Genomic DNA, 20,596 nt, shown 5'->3' with positions numbered 1-20,596 from the left:
AGGTCGAAGATATCTCAGGGTTATGTCTTGTCAAGACGCAAAAGTGATGCTGAGATGCCTCAGAACCCAACGTAAGTAGTGTGAGGACAAGCCATGCGCAAGTGGATCCGGCGGTCGAGGGCGACCGCTGCGGGCCTGGTGGCGATGGCGAGCATCGGATTGCTCGCCGGCTGCTCCACCAGTCAGGGCCCTGCCGCACCGGACAACAAGATCACGGTCTGGTCACAGGAGAACCTCCCGCCCCGCATGGCGGCCACGAACAGGATCATCGACCGTTTCGAGAAGGAGACGGGGATCGAGGTCGAGCTCGTCGGCGTCGACGAGGGCCAGCTCCCGCAGCTGATCATGTCCGCGGCCGCCGCGGGCAAGCTCCCCGACGTCATCGGCGCCGTCCCCATGGGCCAGGTCTGGCAGATGTACGGCAACGGCCTGCTCGACACCGACGTCAGCGAGCAGATCGTCCGAAGTCTCGGCAGCTCGACGTTCGACGCCAACGCGCTGCGGCTGACCGCCGACGAGGGCACCCAGCTGGCCGTCCCCTCCGACGCCTGGCTGCAGCTCCTCGTCTACCGCCAGGACCAGCTCCGGCAGGCCGGCCTGCCGGCGCCGGACACCTACGACAAGCTCCTGAAGGCCGCGGCCGCCCTCGACGGCAAGGGCCGCGACGGCATCTCCGTGGCCACCGACCCGGGTGACGTGTTCACCCAGCAGAGCTTCGAGAACCTCGCTCTCGCCAACGGCTGCCGGCTCGTCGACGCCGGGGGCGACGTGCGGCTCGACTCACCCGAGTGCCGCCGCGCCTTCACCACGTACGACCGGCTCGGCCGCACCTACGGCGCCCCGGGCACCCAGTCCGTCGACTCGACCCGCGCCACCTACTTCGCCGGCAAGTCGTCGATGATCGTGTGGTCCTCGTTCCTCCTCGACGAGCTGGCGGGGCTGCGCGACGACGCCCTCCCCAGCTGCGAGGAGTGCAAGAAGGACAAGGAGTTCCTCTCCCGCAACAGCGGCGTCGTCACCGCGCTGTCGGGCCCCGACGGCTCCGGGCCCGCCCAGTTCGGCGAGATCACCTCCTGGGCGGTGACGAGGACGGCGGAGACCGACGCCTCCCGGAAGTTCATCGAGTACATGATGGACAAGGGCTACGAGGACTGGTTCGGCATGGCGCCCGAGGGCAAGATCCCGGTCCGGGCCGGGACCGCCGACGACCCGCAGCGCTACCAGCGCGCCTGGCGCGCCAGCGAGGCCGGGGTGGACACGCGCAAGCCCATGAACCAGGTGTACTCCGACGCCCTGCTCGACCAACTGGCCGACGGTGTCAGCAACATGAAGCGCTGGGGCATCACCGAGGGCCACGGCGCCCTCGTCGGCGCCACCAACGGCGAACTGCCCGTCCCGAAGGCCATCGGCGCGATGACCAGCGGCCAGATCTCGCCCGGCGAGGCCGCCCGCGAGGCCGACGAAGAAGTCACCGCCCTCCAGAAGTCGCTCCAGTAGCGCCGCCCCGCGAGGAAGTCTCATGAGCACAGAAACCGGCGGCGCGAGGGAGCGCCGCACACTCACCACCGGTCAGCGGGAGAACCGCGCCGGACTGGCCTTCGTCTCCCCCACCTTCCTGGTGGTGCTGGTCGTCGTCATCGTCCCGATCCTCTGGACCGTCCTGCTCGCGTTCCAGAACGCCCGGCTGGTCGACATCCAGGGCATGGGCCTGTTCGGAAACTGGTCCCTGGACAACTTCGGCAAGGTCTTCGGATCCGCCGGGTTCTGGTCCAGCCTCGGCACCACCCTCGTCTACACGGTCGGGTCCACCGCGGGCTCGGTCCTCCTCGGGCTGATCGCCGCCCTCGCCCTGCGCAGGCCCTTCCGCGGACGCGGTCTGCTGCGCGGTTCGATGCTGCTGCCGTACGTGGCGCCGGTGGTCGCCGTCGCGTTCGCCTGGGAGGTCGCCCTCAGCCCCCAGTACGGGATCGTCAACGAGTGGGGCGCGAAGCTCCTCGGCTGGGACGACCCGATCGCCTTCCTCTCCACCCGCTCCTGGGAAGTGGACCTGCTGGGCCTGCGCTTCGACATACCGCTCGCCCTGCTGACCGTCATCGTCTTCGAGATATGGCGGTACTTCCCCTTCGCCTTCCTCTTCCTGCTCGCCCGGCTCCAGGCCGTGCCCGACGGCCTCGAGGAGGCGGCCCGGGTCGACGGCGCCACGCCCACCCAGCGCTTCCGCCACATCCTGCTCCCCCAGCTGATGCCCGTCGTGGCCCTGCTGTGCGTCCTGCGCTTCATCATGACGTTCAACAAGTTCGACGACGTCTACCTGCTCACCGGGGGCGGTTCCGGCACCGACGTCGTGGCCGTACGGGTCTACGACTTCCTCACCGCCCGCTACGACGTCGGCGCGGCCGCGGCCCAGGCGCTCGTGCTGGCCGCCGTGCTGACGCTGCTGCTCGGCATCTACTTCAAGTTCTTCGCCAAGAAGGTCCAGGAGGAGGCGTGATGACCCGCACCCAGTTCGAGGAACGTCTCTTCGGGGTCCTGCGGTGGGTGACGATCGCCTTCCTGGCCGTCGTCACCATCGCGCCCTTCTACTACATGCTGCTGCTGTCGGTGAAGCCGATCGACGCCCTCCTGCTGGACCCCGGCTCGCTGTGGGTGTCGGCGAAGGACTTCACCCTCGACACCTACCGCAGCGTGCTCCGGCCCACGTCCGAGGGCGGCCAGGGCTTCCTGCGGATGCTCGTCAACTCGGCCCTCGTCGCCCTCGGGACGGTCGTCCTGACCCTGGCCGCCGCGGTGCCGGGCGCCTACGCCGTGAGCCGGCTGAGGTTCTTCGGCGGACGGCACGTCAGCGCCCTCTTCCTCGCGGTCTACCTCTTCCCGGCGACGCTGCTCGCCGTCCCGCTGTTCGTGATGTTCGCCAGGATCGGCCTGTCCGGCAGCCTCGTGGGCCTCGCCGTGGTCTACATCGCCCAGACCGTGCCGGTGTCGATCTACATGATGAAGAACTACTTCGTCACGATCCCCTACAGCATCGAGGAGGCGGCCGCGCTGGACGGCTGCACCCGCCTCCAGGCGATGCGCAGGGTCATCCTGCCGCTGGCGCTGCCCTCGCTCATGGCCACGGGGCTGTATGTGTTCATGATCGCGTGGAACGAGTTCCTCTTCGCGCTCCTCTTCCTCGCCGCCGACCCCGACGCGTGGACGGTGTCGCTCGGTCTGCAGCAGCTCGCCAACGGGATCGAGGTGCCGAAGACTGTCCTCATGGCAGGCTCGGTGGTCCTGACCATCCCCGTGGTACTGCTGTTCTTCGCCGCGGAGCGCCTGTTGACCGAGGGCCTCACCAGCGGCGCCGACAAGAGCTAGGAGCACGAACACCCCATGCCGACGAACCAGGCGAGCGCAGGCCATCTGCTGAAGCTGATCCGCAGCGGGCAGGCCACCACCCGCGGTGAGCTCCAGGCCGCCACCGGGCTGTCGCGCTCCACGGTCGGCCACCGTCTCGACCAGCTGTTCCACGCCGGCTGGCTGCGCAACACGGCCGGCACGTCCACCGGCGGACGGCCGTCCGTACGCCTGGAGTTCGACGCCCGGCACGCGGTGGTGCTCGCGGTCGACCTGGACACCACGCACGGACGGGCCGCGGTCACCGACCTCGCGGGCACGGTCCTGGCCGAGCACGCGCGGCCGCTGCTGATCTCGGACGGCCCGGACAAGGTGCTGGACGCGGTCGGCTCGTGGTTCCCCGCTCTCCTGGAGGCCGCGGGGGTGGAGGCCGGGACGGTGTGCGGAATCGGACTGTCCGTTCCGGGACCGGTGGACTGGGAGACCGGCACGGTCGTCCAGCCGCCGGTCATGCCCGGCTGGGACGGCCGTCCCGTCCAGTCCACCCTGCAGGAGTCCTTCGCCCGGCACGTCGGTCAGGCCGTCGCACCGCCCCCGGTCCTCGTCGACAACGACGCCAACCTCATGGCGTACGGGGAGCAGCGCCACCACTACCCGGACTGCTCCGCGTTCGCGCTGATCAAGGTGTCGGCGGGCATCGGCGCCGGCGTGGTCGTGGGCGGCGAGCCGTACCGGGGCATCGACGGCGGCGCGGGCGACATCGGCCACATCCGGCTGCACGACCGGCAGGACGCCCTGTGCATGTGCGGTTCGTACGGCTGTCTCGGCGCGGTCGCCAGCGGCCGGGCGATCGCCGAACAGCTCACGGCACTGGGAATCCCCGCACCCTCGGCGACCGAGGTGCGCGAGCACCTGGCGGCCGGGCAGCCGGACGCGGTCCGGCTCGCCCGGGAGGCGGGGCAGCGCGTCGGCGAGGTGCTGGTGACGGTGGTGACGCTGCTCAACCCCGGCGTGCTGGTGATCGCGGGCGACCTGGCGTGCGCCCCGTTCCTCACCGGTGTCCGTGAGCTCCTCTACCAGCGGGCCATGCCCCGCACCACGGCGCATCTCACGGTGGCGACCAGTGAGCTCGGCGACCGGGCCGCGCTGGTCGGCGCGGCGGCGATGGTCGTGGAGCACCTGTACTCCCCCGAGATCGCCGACGCCCGGCTCGCCGCCGCGGGCGGGGCCTGAGGGCACCCGCCCCCGGACCGGGACCCGCGACGTCCCGCACCCGGCACGTCCGAGCCCGCCACCGGCCCCGCGGCCTTCCCCGTCCGACCCTGACCACCCTGACCGCCCCTGACCTGGAGCACCCGTGACACTCCCTCAGCCCCCGTCGTCCGCCCGCGTGCTCGCCGTACGGCCGGTCCGCGTCGGGCTGGTGGGCGCGGGCCCCTGGGCCCGCGCCATGCACGCCCGTATGCTCGCCGCCGGCCCGGAGACGGAACTGACCGCCGTCTGGGCACGGCGGCCCGAGGCGGCCGAGGAGGTGGCACGCCAGTACGGCGCCCGCGCCGCGGGCTCGTTCGAGGAACTGCTGGACCTGTGCGACGCGGTCGCCTTCGCCGTGCCGCCCGCGGTGCAGGCGGAGCTGGCCGTGCACGCGGCCAAGGCCGGGAAGCCGATGCTCCTGGAGAAGCCGCTCGGCGCGGATCTGACGTCGGCACGCCGGGTGGCCGAGGCCGTGGCCGAACACGGGGTCGTCACACAGCTCGTGCTGTCCAAGCGCTACCACCCGGTGACCAGGGAGTTCCTGCGCCGTGCTCAGGACGTCACGGTGGTGGGCGCCCGTTCCTGCTATCTCCACGGCGCCTTCCTCGGCGGGGACTTCGCCACGCCCTGGCGCCTCGAGCAGGGTGCGCTCCTCGACCTCGGACCGCACCTCCTCGATCTGCTGGACGCGGCGGTCGGGCCGATCGCGACGATCCGCGGCTCGGGCGACTCCCGCCGCTGGATCGAGCTGACCTGCGAGCACACCAACGGCGCGATCAGCCAGGCCTCGCTGTCGGGGGCGGTGAACCTGAACCGCGCCCGCACCCGGGTCGAGCTGTTCGGACCCGGCGAGGAACTCGTCTACGACACGGCGGAGCTGGATCACGAGGAGTGCTGGCCCGTGCTCCGCCGCGAATTCGCCGACGCGGTGCGCTCGGGGCGCGGCAACGGCATCGACGCGCGGCGCGGCCTCCGGCTGCAGGAACTGATCGCGATGGCGGCAGGGAGGTAGCGCGGCCGCGGCACGTTCACACGCGGCCGACGGCCCCGGGCAGGCCCGGTCGGACCGGAGTGCCCGGGTTCGCTACCGGCTCGGCCCGGACGGGGGACGACGGGGAGGCGCCGGCGGGCTCGTGAGCGGCGGTCCCCGAGAGCACGGCGACAGGACGGCGGCCGGCGAGACGGCAGCCCAGGCAGTCCGGGTGCCCTCGCCTCGCGGCGTGGTCGCGCACCTTCCAGGACCATTCCGCTTCCGGACGGGGGCCACTGGGCTTCCCCCAGCCGGCGAGGTGCAATCCCCAGGTGATCAGCCCGGCGAGGAGCAGGACCCCACCGCCGAGGACCGCGAGCACCGCCGAGACCGCGGGGATCGCGACCCCCACGACGGCCAGCCCGGTCAGGGCGATCGCCGTACCGGTCCATCCGGCGACGGTGTGGCCCAGGTCGACGTGTCCGTGTGCGCTCATGTTCCCCCCAGGAGGGCAGGCAGTAGGGTGTCCTCAGAGACGTTTTATCTCACGAGCTAATCTACTTAGAAGCTAAGGTAATTTGCGGTGAACGGCAAGTCGCTCCCGAGCGCCACCCCCGAACAGGTGCACGCACAGATGGACCGCCTGATCGCGCTGGGCATCGTGGCCCAGCACGACATCGCCCAGCGGCTGGGGCTCAACGTCACCGACCTGACCTGTCTGGGCTTCATCCTGGAGGCCGCCGAGGAACCCCTCTCGGCCGGCGATCTCGCGCAGCGGGCCAACCTCACCACCGGCGCGATCACCGGCGTCGTCACCCGGCTCGAACGAGCCGGCTACGCCCACCGCCGGAGCGATCCCGCCGACCGCAGACGGGTTCGCGTGGTCGCCGACGAGAACGCGGCCGCGCGCGTCTTCGAGGTCTACGGGCCCAACCACCGGCGGCTGGCCGCGCTCTTCGCCACGTACGGTCCGGAGGAGATCGCCGTGCTGTCGGACTGGTTCACCCGGGCGGCCGACATCATGCGCACCTCCCTCGACGAGGTGCGCCAGGAGGGTTCCGCGACGTAGGGGCCACGGCACCGTAAGGTCAAGGGCCATGACCGATCACGGAGTTGCGGACCGCGCCGTCCACCTCGTCACCGGCGGGGGTACGGGCATCGGCGCCGCCACCGCGCGCAGACTACGGGCCGACGGCCATCACGTCGTCGTCTCCGGCCGGCGCCCCGGACCGCTGGAGGACCTCGCGCGGGAGACCGGGGTCCTGGCCCACGCCGCCGACACAACCGACCCCGAGGCGGTGGAGGGCCTGGTCGAGGCGGCGGTCGCGGCCCACGGCCGCCTCGACGGGCTGGTGCTCAACGCGGGCATCGCCCGCAGCGGCGCCGTCGGCGATCTGTCGGACGAGGACTGGGAAGCGGTGATGCGGACGAACGTGACCGGTCCGTTCCTGCTGCTCCGCGCGGCCCTCCCCCATCTGCTCCGTTCGCGGGGCTCGGTCGTGGCCGTGGCCTCGGTGTCCGCACTGCGCAACGGCCAGGCCAACGCGGCCTACGCGACGTCCAAGGCCGCGCTGCTGCAGCTGTGCCGTTCCGTCGCCGTGGACTACGGCCCCCGGGGGCTGCGGGCCAACACCGTCTGCCCGAGCTGGGTGCGGACCGACATGGCCGACCGCCGCATGGCACGGTTCGCCGAGGAGGCGGGACTGCCGGGCGCGGGCTCCGCGGACGGCACCGGGGCGGCGTACGAGGAGGCCACGCGGCTCGTCCCCGCACGCCGCCCCGGCGATCCGGCCGAGGTCGCCGAGGCGGTCGCCTGGCTGCTGTCACCCGCCGCTTCGTTCGTCAACGGCGCCACGCTGACCGTTGACGGAGGGGTGACGGCCGTCGATGCCGGCGCCGTCGCGTTCCGCCACCGCATCGAGCCCCGGGCCGGTCTCGACGGCTGAGGGACGACCGGGGGCGGCCGACGGGGCCGCGCCCTCCCGGTCGGTCTCGCCGGGACGGGCGGCCGAGAGCCGGCCGGCGTACGGCTCGCCGGCGGGAGGGCGGCCGGCGGAGGGCTCGCGGGTTGAGGGGCGATCGGCGGAAGGCTTGCGGGCGGAGGGCTTGCCGAAGGTCAGGCCCGTCCCCGTCAGATCGGCCCGGATGCCGTCGCGCTCCACGACGATGTCCTCGAGGCGGATGTCGCCCGCCGTGGTCTTCGGCAGTTCGAAGGACAGCGACAGACGGTCGGAGAGCTGCGGTGGCCTCAGTTTCAGCAGGGCGCCGATCAGAGCGGGGTCGATGCCGAACTTCTCCAGGAGCCAGGGGTTGTCGACGACGACATCGACGAGATTGACCTTCATCAGCCGCTGGAGGAAGCGCGGCGTCCCGGTCAGCCGGCTCAGTTCCTTCTCGCTGCGCAGCGCGCGTTCGATCTGCGACTCGGGCAGCCCCAGCCGCTCCACCACGGCCGGCAGGGCCAGCAGGGCCTTGATCCGGGCGGCCTCACGACTGATGCGCGTCGCCGCCTCGCGGTGCAGGCGCAGGCCCGAGCTCTCGGGGTCCTCGCCCGGCCGGTAGGTGAACAGGCCGGGGACGTCGAGCCGCATCCCCTGGACGGTGGTCGACACGGCCCGCTGCCCGTCCCGCTCGATGCGTGCCTCCGCCCGGACGGTGATCTCCCGGCCGGCCACGGGCAGCGAGCCGGCCATGCGGACCCCGCCGGGCCCTGCGCTGGTGAACTTCACCCGGGAGGCGCCCAGTTCGCGGTTCAGGTCGTCGAACGAGAGGAGGACGTCGCCCTCCATGCGGTTCACGACCGCGCCCTGCAGAGAGCTGGGCAGATCGCCGACGATCCGGATGTCGCGGGCGCTGGCGTGCACTTCGGCCAGCGAGACCTTGTCGGCGGCCACGTCGGGAAGGGTGACGTCGGCGCGGTCGATCCGCCCTCCGAGCACCTGCGTGAGGAAGGGGAAGCCGGCGATGTCGACGTCCGGGCGCGCGCCGAGGCGGAGCGAGTCGCGGATCTTCTCCTCCGCCTTGTCCTCGGCGTAGGCCAGCGCGAGCCGGTCGCCGCCGCCGAGAAGCGTGGCGCACACGACGAGGCCGACGGTGAGCTTGAGCGCGAGCGGCAGGGCTCCGAACCGGCTTCTGCCCCGGTGGTTGGGCGGCGACCATGCGTCGGGCTCCTCGTCCGACGGAATGCCGAGCACGGGCGCGCCGCCGCGTGCACGGGCCGGGGAAGCCCCGTGATCGGTGAACTCCGGCTCAGGATCGGCCAGTTGAGCGAGCTCCTCGTACGGATTGCGGGAATGGGTGGACATGCGTGTGGGGGGTCGCATCGGCTCATCCCATCACGATCACCACCCTCGAACGCAAGTCCGGCCGCCGTGGACCGCGCCACATCCACGGCCGCCGACAGGTCGGCGACCGCTCCCGCGGCGTCCCTCCGGGGCCGACCGGCGCGACTCGCGCACGACGGCGGAAGTCGCCTGCGGCCCGGGGCCGTTGACCGCCTTTCGACGCAGGAAGCGGTCCGGAGGACCGGGACGACAGGTCTCGCCGGCTCTCGGCAGGATGAAGCCGTGTCGACCGACGTGCGCCTGGTCGTCCGGTTCCGCTGACGACCGAGGGGTCGCTGCCGGTCCGGGGACGCGGATGTCCCCCGAGGTGCCCGGGCGATGGCACGCCGAGGCCGGTCGGCGAGCCGACCGCCCCGGCCGGGGGAGCCGGCGCTCAGTCCCGGGCGATCCGGCGCTCGTCGGCCGCGATGGCAAGGTCGTTGATACTGGCGTAGCGCTTGCGCATCAGGCCGTGGTCGTCGAACTCCCAGTTCTCGTTCCCGTACGCGCGGAACCACCGACCGTCCGCGTCGTGGTACTCGTACTCGAAGCGCACGGCGATGCGATCGCCCTGGTACGCCCAGAGCTCCTTGCGCAGCCGGTACCCGAGCTCCCTGCGCCACTTGTCGGTCAGGAACTCGACGATCTCCTGCCGGCCGTTGAGGAACACATCCCGGTTTCGCCACTCGGAGTCCTTCGTGTACGCGAGGGAGACCTTCTCCGGATCCCGTGAGTTCCAGGCGTCCTCGGCGAGTTGGACCTTCCGGCGGGCGGTCTCCTCCGTGAAGGGAGGCAGGGGCGGGCGCGGCGATTCGGACATGACAACGGTCTCCTTCCGGGCGGCGATCCGAACGAGAACGCTCGTTCTCACTCTGCCCGGTACCCTACGAGAACGATGGTTCTCATGCAAGGGAGTGACGGGATGACGGACATCGAGGCGACCCGGGAGCGGATCCTCGACGCCGCGGAGGAGCTGTTCTACGGGCAGGGCATCCAGGCCGTCGGCATGGACGCCGTGCGGTCCGCTTCCGGTGTGACCCTGCGCCGCCTCTACCAGGCCTTCCCCTCGAAGGGGGCACTGGTGGAGGCATACCTGCTGAGACGGGACGAGCGGTGGCGGAGAAGCCTCGCGGCGTATGTGGACCAGGCGGACGGCCCACCGGCCGAGCGCGTCCTCGTGGTGTTCGACTGGTTGCGCCACTGGTTCGAGGAACCGGACTTCCGCGGCTGCGCGTTCGTCAACTCCTTCGGCGAGCTGGGCGCGACGGCCCCGGAGGTGGCAGAGGCCGCGCGGCGGCACAAGGAGGCGTTCCGGCGGTACCTCGCCGGTCTCGTCGACGACGCCGGTGCGCCCTGCGCGATCGCGGCATCCCTGGCCCTGCTCGCCGAGGGAGCCATCACGACGGCGGCCGTCACCGGCTCTCCCCTTCCCGCGGACCAGGCCCGCGAGGCGGCGAAGGTACTCCTGGGCGCGGAGACGGCGACCTGAGGGGCCACCGGCTCGAGCGCGGCACGAGGGGCTCGGGACACCCCCGCTTCACCGTCCACCGGGGCCAGGATCCACGGCAGGGGTCCGCGGCGGTGGCCCGCGACGGGGGCGTTTCGAGGAACGCTCCAAGATGGTTTATCGTTCATCTAGACGTGGTGCGCAGACCGCACGTCGATGACGGTGCGCCCACCCCATGTACGGCCCCGGCCGGCCTCCCCCGACCGGCCGGGGCACTCTCCCCTCTCGGCAGGGGCCCGCTCCGCAGCGCGCTCGCCCGCCGGCGCACTCCGCGCCTCAGTCCCCCGACGGCGCCACGACGGGCGTGGCGGCCAGAACGGTCTCGATCGTGTCGGCCTCCGACGCGAGCTTGTCGGGACGGTGACGCAGCACCCGGGCGAACCGCAGCGCGACACCCGCCGGATAGCGCGAAGAGCGCTGCAGACCGTCGTAGGCGATCTCGACGACGAGCTCGGGGCGCACCCGCACCTGGAAGCCGTTGTCCTCCACCGCCAGCTCCCCCAGCCGCTCCGTCTGCCAGCGAAGCATCTCGTCCGTGAGGCCCTTGAACGTCTTGCCGAGCATGACGAGCCCCCCGTCGGCGGTCCGCGCGCCCAGGTGGAGGTTGGACAGCAGCCCGGTACGCCGGCCGTGACCCCACTCGGCGGCCAGGACGACCAGGTCGAGCGTGTGCACCGGCTTCACCTTGAGCCAGGTGCGGCCGCGGCGCCCCGCCACGTAGGGCGCGTCCAGGCCCTTGACCATGACGCCCTCGTGACCGCGTTCGAGCGTCGCGGCGAGGAAGTCCTCGGCACCTTCGAGCTGGGCGGGCGACGCGGGGTCGTCGACGACGAACCGCCGCACCCGCATGGGCTCGGGCACCAACGCGGCCAGTTCCGCATGCCGCTCGTGCCCGGGCAGGTCGAGCACGTCCCTGTCCTCGATCGCGAGGATGTCGAAGAAGACGGGTGACAGCGGGACCGCCTCGGTGGCCGCGGCCACGTCGGTCCGGGACCCCACGCGCGAGGACGTGTCCTGGAAGGGCAGGGGCCGACCCGCCGGGTCGAGCGCGATCACCTCGCCGTCGAGGATGAAGCGGTCCCCCGGAAGATCCCGGACCGTCTCGACCACGTCGGGCAGCCGGGCGGTGATGTCGTCCAGGGACCGCGTGTGGATGCGGACCTCGCCGGCCGCACGATGGACCTGGATGCGCACCCCGTCCAGCTTCTCCTCCACCGAGCAGACGCCCAGGGCCCGGACCGCGTCCGCCACCGACGCCGCGGTGTGCGCCAGCATGGGCTGTACGGGACGGCCCACCCGGAGCCGGAAGGACGAGAGCGCCGCGGGCCCTTCCGCCAGGACCGCTTCGGCCACCCGCGGCAGTGAACCGTCGAGCATCACCGCCCGTCTCACCTCGCCGGCCGGTGCCCCCGCCGCCTTGGCGACGCCCTCGAGCGCGACGGCGTCGAGGGCGCCCTGGCGCACTTCGCCGGTCAGCAGCCGCACGAGGAACTCCTGCTCGGGCCCGGTCGCGGCGGCCATGAGCCCGCCGACGAGCCTTCGGCGTTCCGCCTGGGCACCCGACCCGGCGACCCGGGCGAGCGCCGTGAGCACCGCGTCGGTCTCCTCGACGGTCAGGAGGGGCTCCCCGGCCGGTTCGGGCCGTTGCCGGAGCACGCTCCAGCCGACGCCGAGCCGTCCCTGAGGAAGCCGTCCGGCCAGATACGAGATGACGAGCGCGGCCTCCTGCGGCCGGGCGTCGCGGAACAAGGACGCCAGGGCTTCGATCTTCCGGGTGCGGGACGGCTCGGCAGCGATCTGCCGGGACACGTCGGCGAGGCGGGCCAGCAGCATGCGGCCATCGTGCCCGCCCCGGCCCCGGTCTGCACGCCGGTGCGCCACGGGCGGAACCGGCGAACCCGTCGGTGGGCCGGCCCTGCCCGGGCAGCCCGACCGACGGGTTCGCGGGCCGGCAGGACCGGCACGACCGGCAAGCCGTGTGGCGGACCCGCAAGGACGCCACGACCGGCGGCCCACGGTCCGAGGGACCGGCACGACCGGCTGCCCACGCTCCGAGGCCGAAGGGGCCGAAGGGGCCAGAGAGATCGGAGAGACCGGCTGCACGGGCCCGGCGCCACGGTCTCCGCGACTGGTGCACGAGGCGGTCGGCGGCCACGGGCAGCACGACTGCGCGACTGCACGACTGCAGAACCCGGCCACCCCAGGGCCCGGCAGAAGGGGCTGCGCGGCAGAACCTCCAGCCCCGGGCCGGCAGGACCTGCTGCCCGGCTGCGCAGCCGAACCGCCGCACCCCTGAACCGCGCTGCACGGCCACGATCGGCCCACGGTTCGACCGGAACGGCAGGCGGGCGACGGCCCACCCGGCAACCGGCAACCGGCACCCGCACCGCACCGCACCGCACCGCACCCGCACCGCACCGCACCGCACCGCACCGCACCGGCGTAAAGCTGCACGGCGGACCGTCGACCGCCCGCGCCAACGGCCGGCGGAAGGCCCCACTCGGTGATCGGTCGGGACTCCCGCCCCGCATTCCCGTCACCGAACCGCAGTCACCTTGCGCGTCACGGGAACCACCGGAAGTTCCGGAAGATCTTCTCTTCGCCGCCTGAACACCTCCCATCCTTCGCTCAACTCCCCTAATCTGCCGAGGATTTGCTCGATTTCCGACACAGGCAGGGGACCATGAGGAAGCTTTCGCGTACAACGGCAGTGTCCGTCGCCGCAGCCGCGCTGGGTGCGGCGCTCGTCACGGCTCAGGCACCCGCGGCGGCCGCGCCGGGCACCGAGGCGGCCGCACCGGCGTATTCGTCGACGACCTCGGTCGGGGTCCACAACGCGTACGAGAAGGCGAAGTACCCCTACTTCGCGGACGCCCTGGACTCCGGTGCGGGAATGCTCGAAATCGACGTGTGGACCAATGTGTTCGGCAGATCCTTCCGGGTGGCCCACGACAATCCCGTGGGCAACGACAACAACTGTGTGAACGCCGCGACCGCCGCCGAGCTGCGCAGCAAGTCCCGCAACCGGGATCTCAGCGGCTGTCTCTCCGACATCCGCGCCTGGCACGACGCGAACCCCGGGCACCGGCCGATCCTCCTCAAGGTCGAGATGAAGGACGGGTTCCAGAACAAGAACGGCCGGGGTCCCGCCGCGCTGGACGCACTGCTCACTGCCCGGCTCGGTGACGCGTTGTACCGGCCCGCCGATCTGGCGGCCGGTCACCCGGACCTCGACACCGCCGTACGCGCCCGTGGCTGGCCGTCCCGAACCGACATGGCGGGGAAGTTCATCGTCGAACTCATCCCCGGCACGGTCGAGCAGGAGAACCCGTTCGACACGCTCTGGACGGACCGGGAGTACGCCACGCATCTGCGGAACCTCTCCTCGACCGGCCGGCTGCCGGAGGCCTCGGCCTTCCCCGCGGTACTCGGTGCGCAGGCCGGCGACCCGCGCGGCCGCTACTCGGACGCCTCCCTCCGCCCGTGGTTCGTCCTCTTCGACGGGAACGCGTCCCTCTACGCGGGCGGCTCGATCGACACCGCCTGGTACGCCCGCAACAACTACCTCGTCCTCATGTCGAGCGCCCACAATGTGCCGCCCGCGATCGACAGCACCAGCCCGACCGAGGCACAGGCCCGTGACCGCGTCGCCCTGCTGGCGGGCCGGCATGCGACCGTGGTCTCGTCGGACTGGCACACACTGCCCTCGGTCCTGTCGAGCGTGGTGCCCCGTGGCACCGCGGGTTGCGTCCTGGGAAGTGGTGTACGGGTTCGACCTGATCCGGGGGTTTGCTCCGGCATCGGGATGGCGCCCGCATAGACGAACGGCCACCGGCTGATCTTCGAAGTGTCGAAGCCTCGAAGGAGATCAGCACGATGACCGCACCAGACAGTCTGCCCCTGCACGCCCTCGCCGAGGACAACCTCGCCTCGGCGAGTCCCGATCTGCTGCGCGCGATGGTGAAGACGTTCGCCGATGCGCTCATGTCGGCGGAGGCCGACGCCCTCTGCAACGCGGAGTACGGGCAGGTCAGCGAGGAACGCGTCAACCATCGCAACGGCTATCGCCCGCGCGAGTGGGACACCCGCGCCGGGACCGTCGAGCTCGCCGTCCCCAAGCTGCGGCAGGGCAGTTACTTCCCGCACTGGCTGCTCGAACGCCGTCGCCGGGCCGAACAGGCCCTGATCTCGGTGGTCGCCACCGCCTACCTGCTCGGCGTCTCCACCCGCCGGGTCGAGAAGCTCGCCGAGTCCCTCGGTGTCACCCAGCTGTCGAAGTCCCAGGTCAGCGCGATGGCCAAGCACTTGGACGAACAGGTCGCCGCCTTCCGCAACCGGCCCCTGGACGCCGGGCCGTATGCGTTCGTCTGGGTCGACGCACTGACCCAGAAGGTCCGGGAAGGCGGCCGCATCATCAACGTCCACGCGCTGATCGCGGTTGGCGTCAACGCCGACGGACACCGCGAGATCCTCGGCATCGACGTCGCCACCGCCGAAGACGGCGCCGGCTGGCTCGCCTTCCTGCGCTCACTCATCGCTCGCGGCCTAACCGGCGTCCAGCTCGTCATCTCCGACGCCCATGCCGGCCTCGTCGACGCCATCGGTGCCGTTCTGCCCGGCGCGTCGTGGCAGCGCTGCCGCACCCACTATGCGAGGAACTTGCTGAGCCAGGTTCCGAAATCGGCCCAGCCCTGGGTGGCCACGCTGCTGCGGACCGTCTTCGAACAGCCCGACACCGACGCGGTCCAAGCACAGATGCGGCACGTCCTGGACGCGCTGGAGGCCAAGTTCCCGAAAGCCGCAGCCCACTTGGACGCTGTCCAGCATGACCTGCTGGCCTTCACGGCCTTCCCGCGTGAGATCTGGCGACAGATCTGGTCGAACAACCCGCAGGAGCGGCTGAACAAGGAGATCCGCCGCCGCACAGACGTGGTCGGCATCTTCCCCGACCGCACAGCCGTCATCCGGCTGGTCGGGGCGGTCCTGGCCGAGCAGAACGACGAGTGGACCGAAGCCCGCCGCTACATGGGCCGCGACCTGCTGGCCAAGGCCCGACTCCACCCGATCGAGTCAGAAAACAACGACACCCTCCTGCCCACCGAACTCACCGCATAGCCTCAAACCGAGATCGCCGAGTGGCCGTCGATACACCACTCCAACGGACGTGACCGCACCGCGGGCGGGACGGCCGCAGGGACACAGCTGTAGGCAGCAGAGCGGTGGACGCGATCGTCGTCGGTGTTCACCCGGCGCTTTTCTCGCGGCGTACCCGTTCGTGACCTGCGTCAGCCGACGCGCGACGGGGAAGTCCCGCGCCGGCGCCACCGGGCCCGTATTGCCTCGGCCGCCCGCCCGGCCGGCGCTCGGTGCCGGGCCTCCCGCACGGACCCGGCCTCGAGCCCCGGCCCGGTCGCAGTCGCGGTCGCGGACCGGACCCCGGGCACGGAGCGGGCCCCCGGCTCGGGGCGCGGCCGGGGCACAGGATCGGAGGCCGCCCCGGAGACCGGCGCGCCGGACGTGACTCCGGGGCGCCGGGATCCGGGGGCGGGCACGGAGTCGACGGCCCGGGAGCCCGGCCGGATCGGGAGAGCGGGGGCCGAGCCTCCGGGGCCGGGGAGGCGCAGCCGGTCGGCGGCCGGGCGCGGTGCCGGGCCCGAGGCCCGCGCCTCGTCCAGGGACAGCCGCAGACTCGTCCGGTGCCACACGATCTCGTCCGGATCGTCCGCCAGCAGGAGCCGGTCCGTGATCTCGCGCACGGCCGGGGACTCCGTGCGACCGTAGGGCGCTTCCGGGCGCAGCCGCGCCAGATGCGTCCGCTCGTGCGGGTCGTCGAAGGTCTCCGCCACGAGGGCGGCATCGAGGAGTGAGGCGATGGCGGCGGAGCGCGCCCAGGGGCCGTCCGCCAGTCGGAGCAGCATCGCGAGGCGCCGTCCGCGCCAGTTGCGGGCGCGCCAGTCCTCGCCCTCGTCGACTCCGGCGCGCAGCCCCGGAGGGAGCTTCCCCACCAGCAGATCGGCGTTCCGCTCGGCGAACTCGCGGACCTCGGAGGCCAGATACAGCCACACCACTGCGCGGTAGCGGTTGAGACGGAACCGGACGGGAGTGAGGTGCCCGGTGCGCGCGAGCCTGGTGAAGCGGGCGGAGGTGGTCGACAGGATCTGGGCCGCCTCCGCCGTGCCGACGGTGCGGACACGCTCGCGCAAGGCCTCGGGGAAACCGTCGGCTTCCCGGAGCCGCGCGATCTCCTCCAGTGTCACCCGCCTCCGTCCGGCGCCCCGGCCCGGTGTCGTGCGGACGTGGCCGAGGTCCACCGCGAGCTCGAACTCGCCGCGCCTCAGCTCCAGGGCCGCCGCCGCACGCCCCGAGGGCACGGTGTCGGCTGCACCCTTCTCCGGGCCGGCACCGGTGGCGTCACCCGTGTCGGTATAGGTGGCGTGGCCCGGGCCGGCCGCGTCGGCCCGGTCGGCAGACTTCCCGTCCCTGGGCATGCAGATGGTCGTGTCGTCCCGCATGGTGGTCTCCCCCGTACAGACGAATACTCTCGGTGACGACCGTAACCCCGTGCGACGACTTCTCGCTCCGCCTGTGGACAACTCCCGTTCCGGCCCTGGCGTGCGGGCGCGGCTCCGGAAACGACGGCCCGAGAAGGCGGAGGGCGGTCTCAGAAGTCGGAGACCGTGACCCGCCCCGGCTGCCGCGCGGCCACGGCCAGGTGCTCCCCCACCCTGTTGACCAGCAGCGTCATCTCGTAGGCGACCTGGCCGACATCGGCTTCCGCGGCACTGAGGACGCACAGACAACTGCCGTCGCCCGCCGCGGTGACGAACAGCATCGCGTCGTCGAACTCCACCATGGTCTGCCGCGCCCTGCCCGCCCGGAAGTGCCTGCCCGAGCCGCGGGCGAGACTGTGCAGTCCGGAGGAGACGGCGGCGAGGTGCTCCGCGTCCTCCCGGGCGAGTCCCGTGCTCGCCCCGGTCACCAGGCCGTCGTTCGACAGCACGAGCGCGTGCCGTATGTACGAGACCCGCTTGGTCAGGTCGTCCAGGAGCCAGTCGAGCCCCTTGTCCGCTGCCATGACGTTCCTCCCCGTTCGTGTGTTCGTGTTCCCCCGTGTCGCCGGTAAGCCTTGCGCACTGTCCCCGTCCCGGCAAGGAGTCATCACGGGCGCACGGCAGCGGAGAGTTGACTTTCCCTCACCACGGGTCGCGTCCGAGGATGACTCCCATGGCGAGAAAGATGTCTCAGGACGAATGGCGGGCTTTCGTGTCCCAGGGCACGCGCACCGCGAAACTGTCGACGGTCCGGGCGGACGGCAGCCCGCACATCGCACCGGTCTGGTTCCTCCTCGACGGTGACGACCTGCTCCTCACCACGGGGAAGGAGACGGTGAAAGGGCGGAACCTCGCCCGCGACGGCAGGGTCGCGCTCTGCGTGGACGACGACCGTCCGCCGTTCTCGTTCGTGGTCGTCCAGGGCCGCGCGGAAATCAGCGAGGAACCGGAGCAGTTGCGGCACTGGGCCACGCGCATCGCCGCCCGCTACATGGGCGAGGACCGCGCCGAGGAGTTCGGTGCGCGCAACGGGGTGCCGGGCGAGTTGCTGGTGCGGGTGCGCGTCGAGAAGGTCCAGGCCATGGCGGACGTGGCCGACTGACGGCGCCTCACCCGGCCGCCGACCGGCCGGGGGCGCTGCCGGCGGATCGCGGGGCCGGGCCCTCGCGGCCGCTCTCGTCCGGGCGCCTCACCCCACCGAGTCGAGCAGCCGGGCGGTGTGCATCCGCCCGGCGTACTCGACCAGCCGGATGAGCACCTCCTTCCCCGAATCGCGGTCGCGCGCGTCGCACAGCACCACCGGCGTCCCCCGATCGAGGTCGAGCGCACGGGAGACCTCGTGCGCCCCGTAGGTCCGCGCCCCCGGGAAGCAGTTGACGGCGACGACGAACGGGATCCGCCGGTGCTCGAAGTAGTCGACGGCGGGAAAGCTGTCCTCGAGACGCCTGGTGTCCGCGAGGACCACCGCACCGAGCGCGCCCTGCGAGAGCTCGTCCCACAGAAACCAGAATCGGTCCTGTCCGGGCGTCCCGAAGAGATAGAGGGACAGCCCCGAGCGGATCGTGATGCGCCCGAAGTCCATGGCGACGGTGGTCGTCGTCTTCTGGTCGACTCCCCCCGTGTCGTCGACGCTCTCGCCCGCCTCGCTGAGCTGTTCCTCGGTGCGCAGCGGCCGGATTTCGCTGACCGCTCCGACGAGGGTCGTCTTGCCGACGCCGAACCCGCCGGCGACCAGTATTTTCAGCGCGAGAGCGGCGGCGTCTCCGCCGATGCCGCCAGAGAGCTCGGGAGCCATCGATCACTTCTCTCCGTGGGTGTGCGCCGACAAACGGCAGAAGGATCCCCAGGTCGCGGCCGTCCCGGCCGCCTCGGGGAAGACCGGCCGAGAGGACCGGCGCCAGCACATCTGTTCTGTGAACGTGAGCAGTATGGCAACCGGAGCCACAGGCGGGGCCCCTGGATCGCTTTTTGCGCGATGTGACTGTTCCGGACTGAAAAGCTGTCCGGAACCATTCGCATTTCGTGTGGCCGCGACAGTTCGACGGGGGGACGCTGGAGAGACGGACGCTATGGCGACGGTGTTTCCCGACGGCGCCGACACCGGCGTTTACCCCTGCGCCGGCAGGGCACTCGGAACGTCCCGTCCCTCGCATGCCCCTATCCCCATGGGAGGCGATTCGCCGTGCAGGCCGACGACACCCAGGATCCCCACGTGCAGGCCCCGGGCACCACGCCCCGGGGGGACGGGCCACGGCGGGACGGCGTGACCAGGATCGTCATCGTGGGTGCGGGGTTCGCCGGACACCGCACGGCACGGGCGCTGTCCCGCACCCTGGCCAGGGAGCGGGTCGAGATCGTCCTGCTGAACCCCACCGACTACTTTCTGTACCTCCCCCTGCTGCCGCAGGTGGCGGCCGGGATCCTGGAGCCGCGGCGGGTGACCGTCTCCCTCGTGCACACCCTCCCGCGGGTACGACTCGTGCTGGGCGAGGCGACACAGGTCGATCTGGCAGGGCACCGTGTGCACTACACGGATCCCGAGGGCACGCGGGGAGAGCTCGCGTACGACCGCCTCGTACTCGCCGTCGGAAGCGTCAACAAGCTGCTCCCCGTCCCCGGTGTGAGCCAGTACGCGCACGGCTTCCGGGGACTGCCCGAAGCGCTGTACCTGCGCGACCACGTCGTCCGGCAGGTCGAGATGGCGGGCGCCGCGCCGCACGCCGAGGAGTGCGCGGCGCGCTGCACCTTCGTCGTGGTCGGCGCCGGTTACACGGGCACCGAGGTGGCGGCCCAGGGCAAGATCTTCACCGACGACCTGCACGCCCAGATGTCCCGGCCGAAGAAGCCGTTCGGCCCGGCCTGGTGCTCCCCGGACACACGGCCGCGCTGGCTGCTCCTCGACATCGCGCCCCGCGTGCTGCCCGAGCTCGACCGGCGCCTGTCCGAGACCGCGGACCGGGTGCTGCGCGCCCGCGGCGTGGAGGTGCGCACCGGTACCTCCATCAAGGAGGCGACGCCGGACGGGGTGTTGCTGGACGACGGCGAGTTCGTGCCGACCCGGACGCTCGTGTGGTGCGTCGGCGTACGGCCCGATCCGCTCGTGGCCGACGTCGGGCTGCCCGTGGACCGCGGCAGGCTGCGGGTGACGGCCGAGCTCAACGTCCCCGGCCATCCGGAGGTGTTCGCCTGCGGTGACGCGGCGGCCGTACCGGATCTGACCCGGCCGCTGCCCCCGGGCGACGACGGCGACGGAACCGGCTACGAACTGACCCCGATGACCGCGCAGCACGCCACCCGTCAGGGCGATGTCGCGGCCAACAACGTGGCGGCATCACTCGGATACGGCACCGCACGCGCCTACCGCCACCACGACCTGGGCTTCGCCGTGGACCTGGGCGGTGTCCAGGCGGCGGCCAATCCGCTCGGCGTACCACTGTCCGGACCGCTCGCGGGCGCGGTGACCCGCGGATACCACCTGGCGGCGATGCCGGGCAACCGGATACGGGTGGCCGCCGACTGGCTGCTGGAGGCCGCGTTGCCGCGCCAGGCGGTGCAGCTCGGTCTCGTCAGCTCCTGGTCGGTGCCGCTCGACACCTCGTCGCCCGAAGTGGCCCGGCTTCCGGGCCGGTCCGGGGAATGACGGCCCGGCGACGAC

Annotated in this window: 18 protein-coding genes and 1 pseudogene; 12 read left to right on the top strand and 7 right to left on the bottom strand. The window is 71.9% G+C overall.

Translation table 11 applies throughout. The features are described 5' to 3' along the window. Positions 1–93 precede the first annotated feature (93 nt). The 5 genes from QRN89_RS33675 to QRN89_RS33655 all read left to right on the top strand — a co-directional run bounded on the left by QRN89_RS33675 (position 94) and on the right by QRN89_RS33655 (position 5,602). Entirely contained in the window at positions 94–1,497 is a 1,404-nt protein-coding gene (locus QRN89_RS33675) for an ABC transporter substrate-binding protein (protein WP_290353194.1), read from the top strand. A gap of 22 nt (positions 1,498–1,519) precedes the next feature. Then, the gene (locus QRN89_RS33670) at positions 1,520–2,491 is read left to right on the top strand and encodes a carbohydrate ABC transporter permease (protein WP_290353193.1); all 972 of its coding nucleotides are present in this window, start codon (positions 1,520–1,522) and stop codon (positions 2,489–2,491) included. Beyond that, positions 2,491–3,357: a carbohydrate ABC transporter permease gene (locus QRN89_RS33665; protein ID WP_290353192.1), complete on the top strand. Its 867-nt coding sequence runs from the start codon at positions 2,491–2,493 to the stop codon at positions 3,355–3,357. The genes QRN89_RS33670 and QRN89_RS33665 overlap by 1 nt, the downstream gene beginning before the upstream one ends. 15 nt (positions 3,358–3,372) lie before the next feature. Continuing rightward, complete coding sequence (locus QRN89_RS33660) at positions 3,373–4,569, top strand: ROK family transcriptional regulator (protein ID WP_290353191.1); 1,197 nt, start codon at positions 3,373–3,375, stop codon at positions 4,567–4,569. Positions 4,570–4,693: 124 nt separating this feature from the next. Next, entirely contained in the window at positions 4,694–5,602 is a 909-nt protein-coding gene (locus QRN89_RS33655) for a Gfo/Idh/MocA family protein (RefSeq protein WP_290353190.1), read from the top strand. Between the two features lie 16 nt (positions 5,603–5,618). On the opposite strand, the gene QRN89_RS33650 is transcribed toward QRN89_RS33655, so the two are convergent. After that, positions 5,619–6,056 (bottom strand): HGxxPAAW family protein, encoded by a 438-nt coding sequence (locus QRN89_RS33650; protein WP_290353189.1) that lies wholly within the window; start codon positions 6,054–6,056, stop codon positions 5,619–5,621. A gap of 138 nt (positions 6,057–6,194) precedes the next feature. Here QRN89_RS33650 and QRN89_RS33645 point away from each other — a divergent pair, with 138 nt between their 5' ends. Further along, a complete protein-coding gene (locus tag QRN89_RS33645) occupies positions 6,195–6,629 on the top strand; it encodes a MarR family transcriptional regulator (protein ID WP_390702176.1) in 435 nt (144 codons plus the stop codon). 28 nt (positions 6,630–6,657) lie between these two features. Then, positions 6,658–7,506, top strand: coding sequence for an SDR family NAD(P)-dependent oxidoreductase (locus QRN89_RS33640; protein WP_290353187.1), 849 nt, complete (start codon positions 6,658–6,660; stop codon positions 7,504–7,506). Between the two features lie 672 nt (positions 7,507–8,178). Here QRN89_RS33640 and QRN89_RS33635 read toward each other — a convergent pair. Together QRN89_RS33635 and QRN89_RS33630 are read right to left on the bottom strand one after the other, a co-directional pair. After that, positions 8,179–8,865 (bottom strand): annotated as a pseudogene (locus QRN89_RS33635) (LmeA family phospholipid-binding protein); the annotation flags it as partial. Between the two features lie 412 nt (positions 8,866–9,277). Beyond that, positions 9,278–9,703: a nuclear transport factor 2 family protein gene (locus QRN89_RS33630; protein ID WP_290353186.1), complete on the bottom strand. Its 426-nt coding sequence runs from the start codon at positions 9,701–9,703 to the stop codon at positions 9,278–9,280. A 102-nt stretch (positions 9,704–9,805) separates the two neighbouring features. Between QRN89_RS33630 and QRN89_RS33625 the strand changes: the two genes are divergently transcribed. Next, on the top strand, positions 9,806–10,372 hold the full coding sequence (locus QRN89_RS33625) for a TetR/AcrR family transcriptional regulator (protein ID WP_290353185.1): 567 nt from the start codon (positions 9,806–9,808) through the stop codon (positions 10,370–10,372). A 294-nt stretch (positions 10,373–10,666) separates the two neighbouring features. On the opposite strand, the gene QRN89_RS33620 is transcribed toward QRN89_RS33625, so the two are convergent. After that, entirely contained in the window at positions 10,667–12,223 is a 1,557-nt protein-coding gene (locus tag QRN89_RS33620) for an ATP-dependent DNA ligase (protein ID WP_290353183.1), read from the bottom strand. Between the two features lie 850 nt (positions 12,224–13,073). Between QRN89_RS33620 and QRN89_RS33615 the strand changes: the two genes are divergently transcribed. Both QRN89_RS33615 and QRN89_RS33610 read left to right on the top strand, forming a co-directional pair. Further along, positions 13,074–14,210: a phosphatidylinositol-specific phospholipase C domain-containing protein gene (locus tag QRN89_RS33615; RefSeq protein WP_290353182.1), complete on the top strand. Its 1,137-nt coding sequence runs from the start codon at positions 13,074–13,076 to the stop codon at positions 14,208–14,210. A gap of 56 nt (positions 14,211–14,266) precedes the next feature. Beyond that, complete coding sequence (locus tag QRN89_RS33610; RefSeq protein WP_290347950.1) at positions 14,267–15,505, top strand: IS256 family transposase; 1,239 nt, start codon at positions 14,267–14,269, stop codon at positions 15,503–15,505. A 170-nt stretch (positions 15,506–15,675) separates the two neighbouring features. On the opposite strand, the gene QRN89_RS33605 is transcribed toward QRN89_RS33610, so the two are convergent. After that, positions 15,676–16,902: a DUF6397 family protein gene (locus QRN89_RS33605; protein ID WP_290353181.1), complete on the bottom strand. Its 1,227-nt coding sequence runs from the start codon at positions 16,900–16,902 to the stop codon at positions 15,676–15,678. Between the two features lie 149 nt (positions 16,903–17,051). Continuing rightward, positions 17,052–17,465, bottom strand: coding sequence for a roadblock/LC7 domain-containing protein (locus QRN89_RS33600; RefSeq protein WP_290353180.1), 414 nt, complete (start codon positions 17,463–17,465; stop codon positions 17,052–17,054). A 149-nt stretch (positions 17,466–17,614) separates the two neighbouring features. On the opposite strand from QRN89_RS33600, the gene QRN89_RS33595 reads away from it, so the two are divergent. Continuing rightward, positions 17,615–18,043 (top strand): PPOX class F420-dependent oxidoreductase, encoded by a 429-nt coding sequence (locus QRN89_RS33595; protein WP_290353179.1) that lies wholly within the window; start codon positions 17,615–17,617, stop codon positions 18,041–18,043. A gap of 87 nt (positions 18,044–18,130) precedes the next feature. Here the strand turns inward: QRN89_RS33595 and QRN89_RS33590 are convergent, their stop codons facing one another. After that, complete coding sequence (locus QRN89_RS33590; protein ID WP_017950034.1) at positions 18,131–18,736, bottom strand: GTP-binding protein; 606 nt, start codon at positions 18,734–18,736, stop codon at positions 18,131–18,133. Positions 18,737–19,204: 468 nt separating this feature from the next. On the opposite strand from QRN89_RS33590, the gene QRN89_RS33585 reads away from it, so the two are divergent. Then, entirely contained in the window at positions 19,205–20,581 is a 1,377-nt protein-coding gene (locus QRN89_RS33585; RefSeq protein ID WP_290353178.1) for an NAD(P)/FAD-dependent oxidoreductase, read from the top strand. The last annotated feature ends 15 nt before the right edge of the window (positions 20,582–20,596 follow it).

The organism is Streptomyces sp. HUAS CB01, assembly GCF_030406905.1.
Classification (GTDB): domain Bacteria; phylum Actinomycetota; class Actinomycetes; order Streptomycetales; family Streptomycetaceae; genus Streptomyces; species Streptomyces chengbuensis.
This window is presented reverse-complemented; position numbering and strand designations above follow the sequence as displayed.

Coding starts and splice junctions, on each gene's coding strand:
- QRN89_RS33610 (WP_290347950.1), top strand. CDS start 14,267: ATGACCGCACCAGACAGTCTGCCCCTGCACGCCCTCGCCGAGGACAAC.
- QRN89_RS33590 (WP_017950034.1), bottom strand. CDS start 18,736: ATGGCTCCCGAGCTCTCTGGCGGCATCGGCGGAGACGCCGCCGCTCTC.
- QRN89_RS33595 (WP_290353179.1), top strand. CDS start 17,615: ATGGCGAGAAAGATGTCTCAGGACGAATGGCGGGCTTTCGTGTCCCAG.
- QRN89_RS33645 (WP_390702176.1), top strand. CDS start 6,195: ATGGACCGCCTGATCGCGCTGGGCATCGTGGCCCAGCACGACATCGCC.
- QRN89_RS33605 (WP_290353181.1), bottom strand. CDS start 16,902: ATGCGGGACGACACGACCATCTGCATGCCCAGGGACGGGAAGTCTGCC.
- QRN89_RS33675 (WP_290353194.1), top strand. CDS start 94: ATGCGCAAGTGGATCCGGCGGTCGAGGGCGACCGCTGCGGGCCTGGTG.
- QRN89_RS33640 (WP_290353187.1), top strand. CDS start 6,658: ATGACCGATCACGGAGTTGCGGACCGCGCCGTCCACCTCGTCACCGGC.
- QRN89_RS33620 (WP_290353183.1), bottom strand. CDS start 12,223: ATGCTGCTGGCCCGCCTCGCCGACGTGTCCCGGCAGATCGCTGCCGAG.
- QRN89_RS33600 (WP_290353180.1), bottom strand. CDS start 17,465: ATGGCAGCGGACAAGGGGCTCGACTGGCTCCTGGACGACCTGACCAAG.
- QRN89_RS33665 (WP_290353192.1), top strand. CDS start 2,491: ATGACCCGCACCCAGTTCGAGGAACGTCTCTTCGGGGTCCTGCGGTGG.
- QRN89_RS33615 (WP_290353182.1), top strand. CDS start 13,074: ATGAGGAAGCTTTCGCGTACAACGGCAGTGTCCGTCGCCGCAGCCGCG.
- QRN89_RS33630 (WP_290353186.1), bottom strand. CDS start 9,703: ATGTCCGAATCGCCGCGCCCGCCCCTGCCTCCCTTCACGGAGGAGACC.
- QRN89_RS33670 (WP_290353193.1), top strand. CDS start 1,520: ATGAGCACAGAAACCGGCGGCGCGAGGGAGCGCCGCACACTCACCACC.
- QRN89_RS33650 (WP_290353189.1), bottom strand. CDS start 6,056: ATGAGCGCACACGGACACGTCGACCTGGGCCACACCGTCGCCGGATGG.
- QRN89_RS33660 (WP_290353191.1), top strand. CDS start 3,373: ATGCCGACGAACCAGGCGAGCGCAGGCCATCTGCTGAAGCTGATCCGC.
- QRN89_RS33625 (WP_290353185.1), top strand. CDS start 9,806: ATGACGGACATCGAGGCGACCCGGGAGCGGATCCTCGACGCCGCGGAG.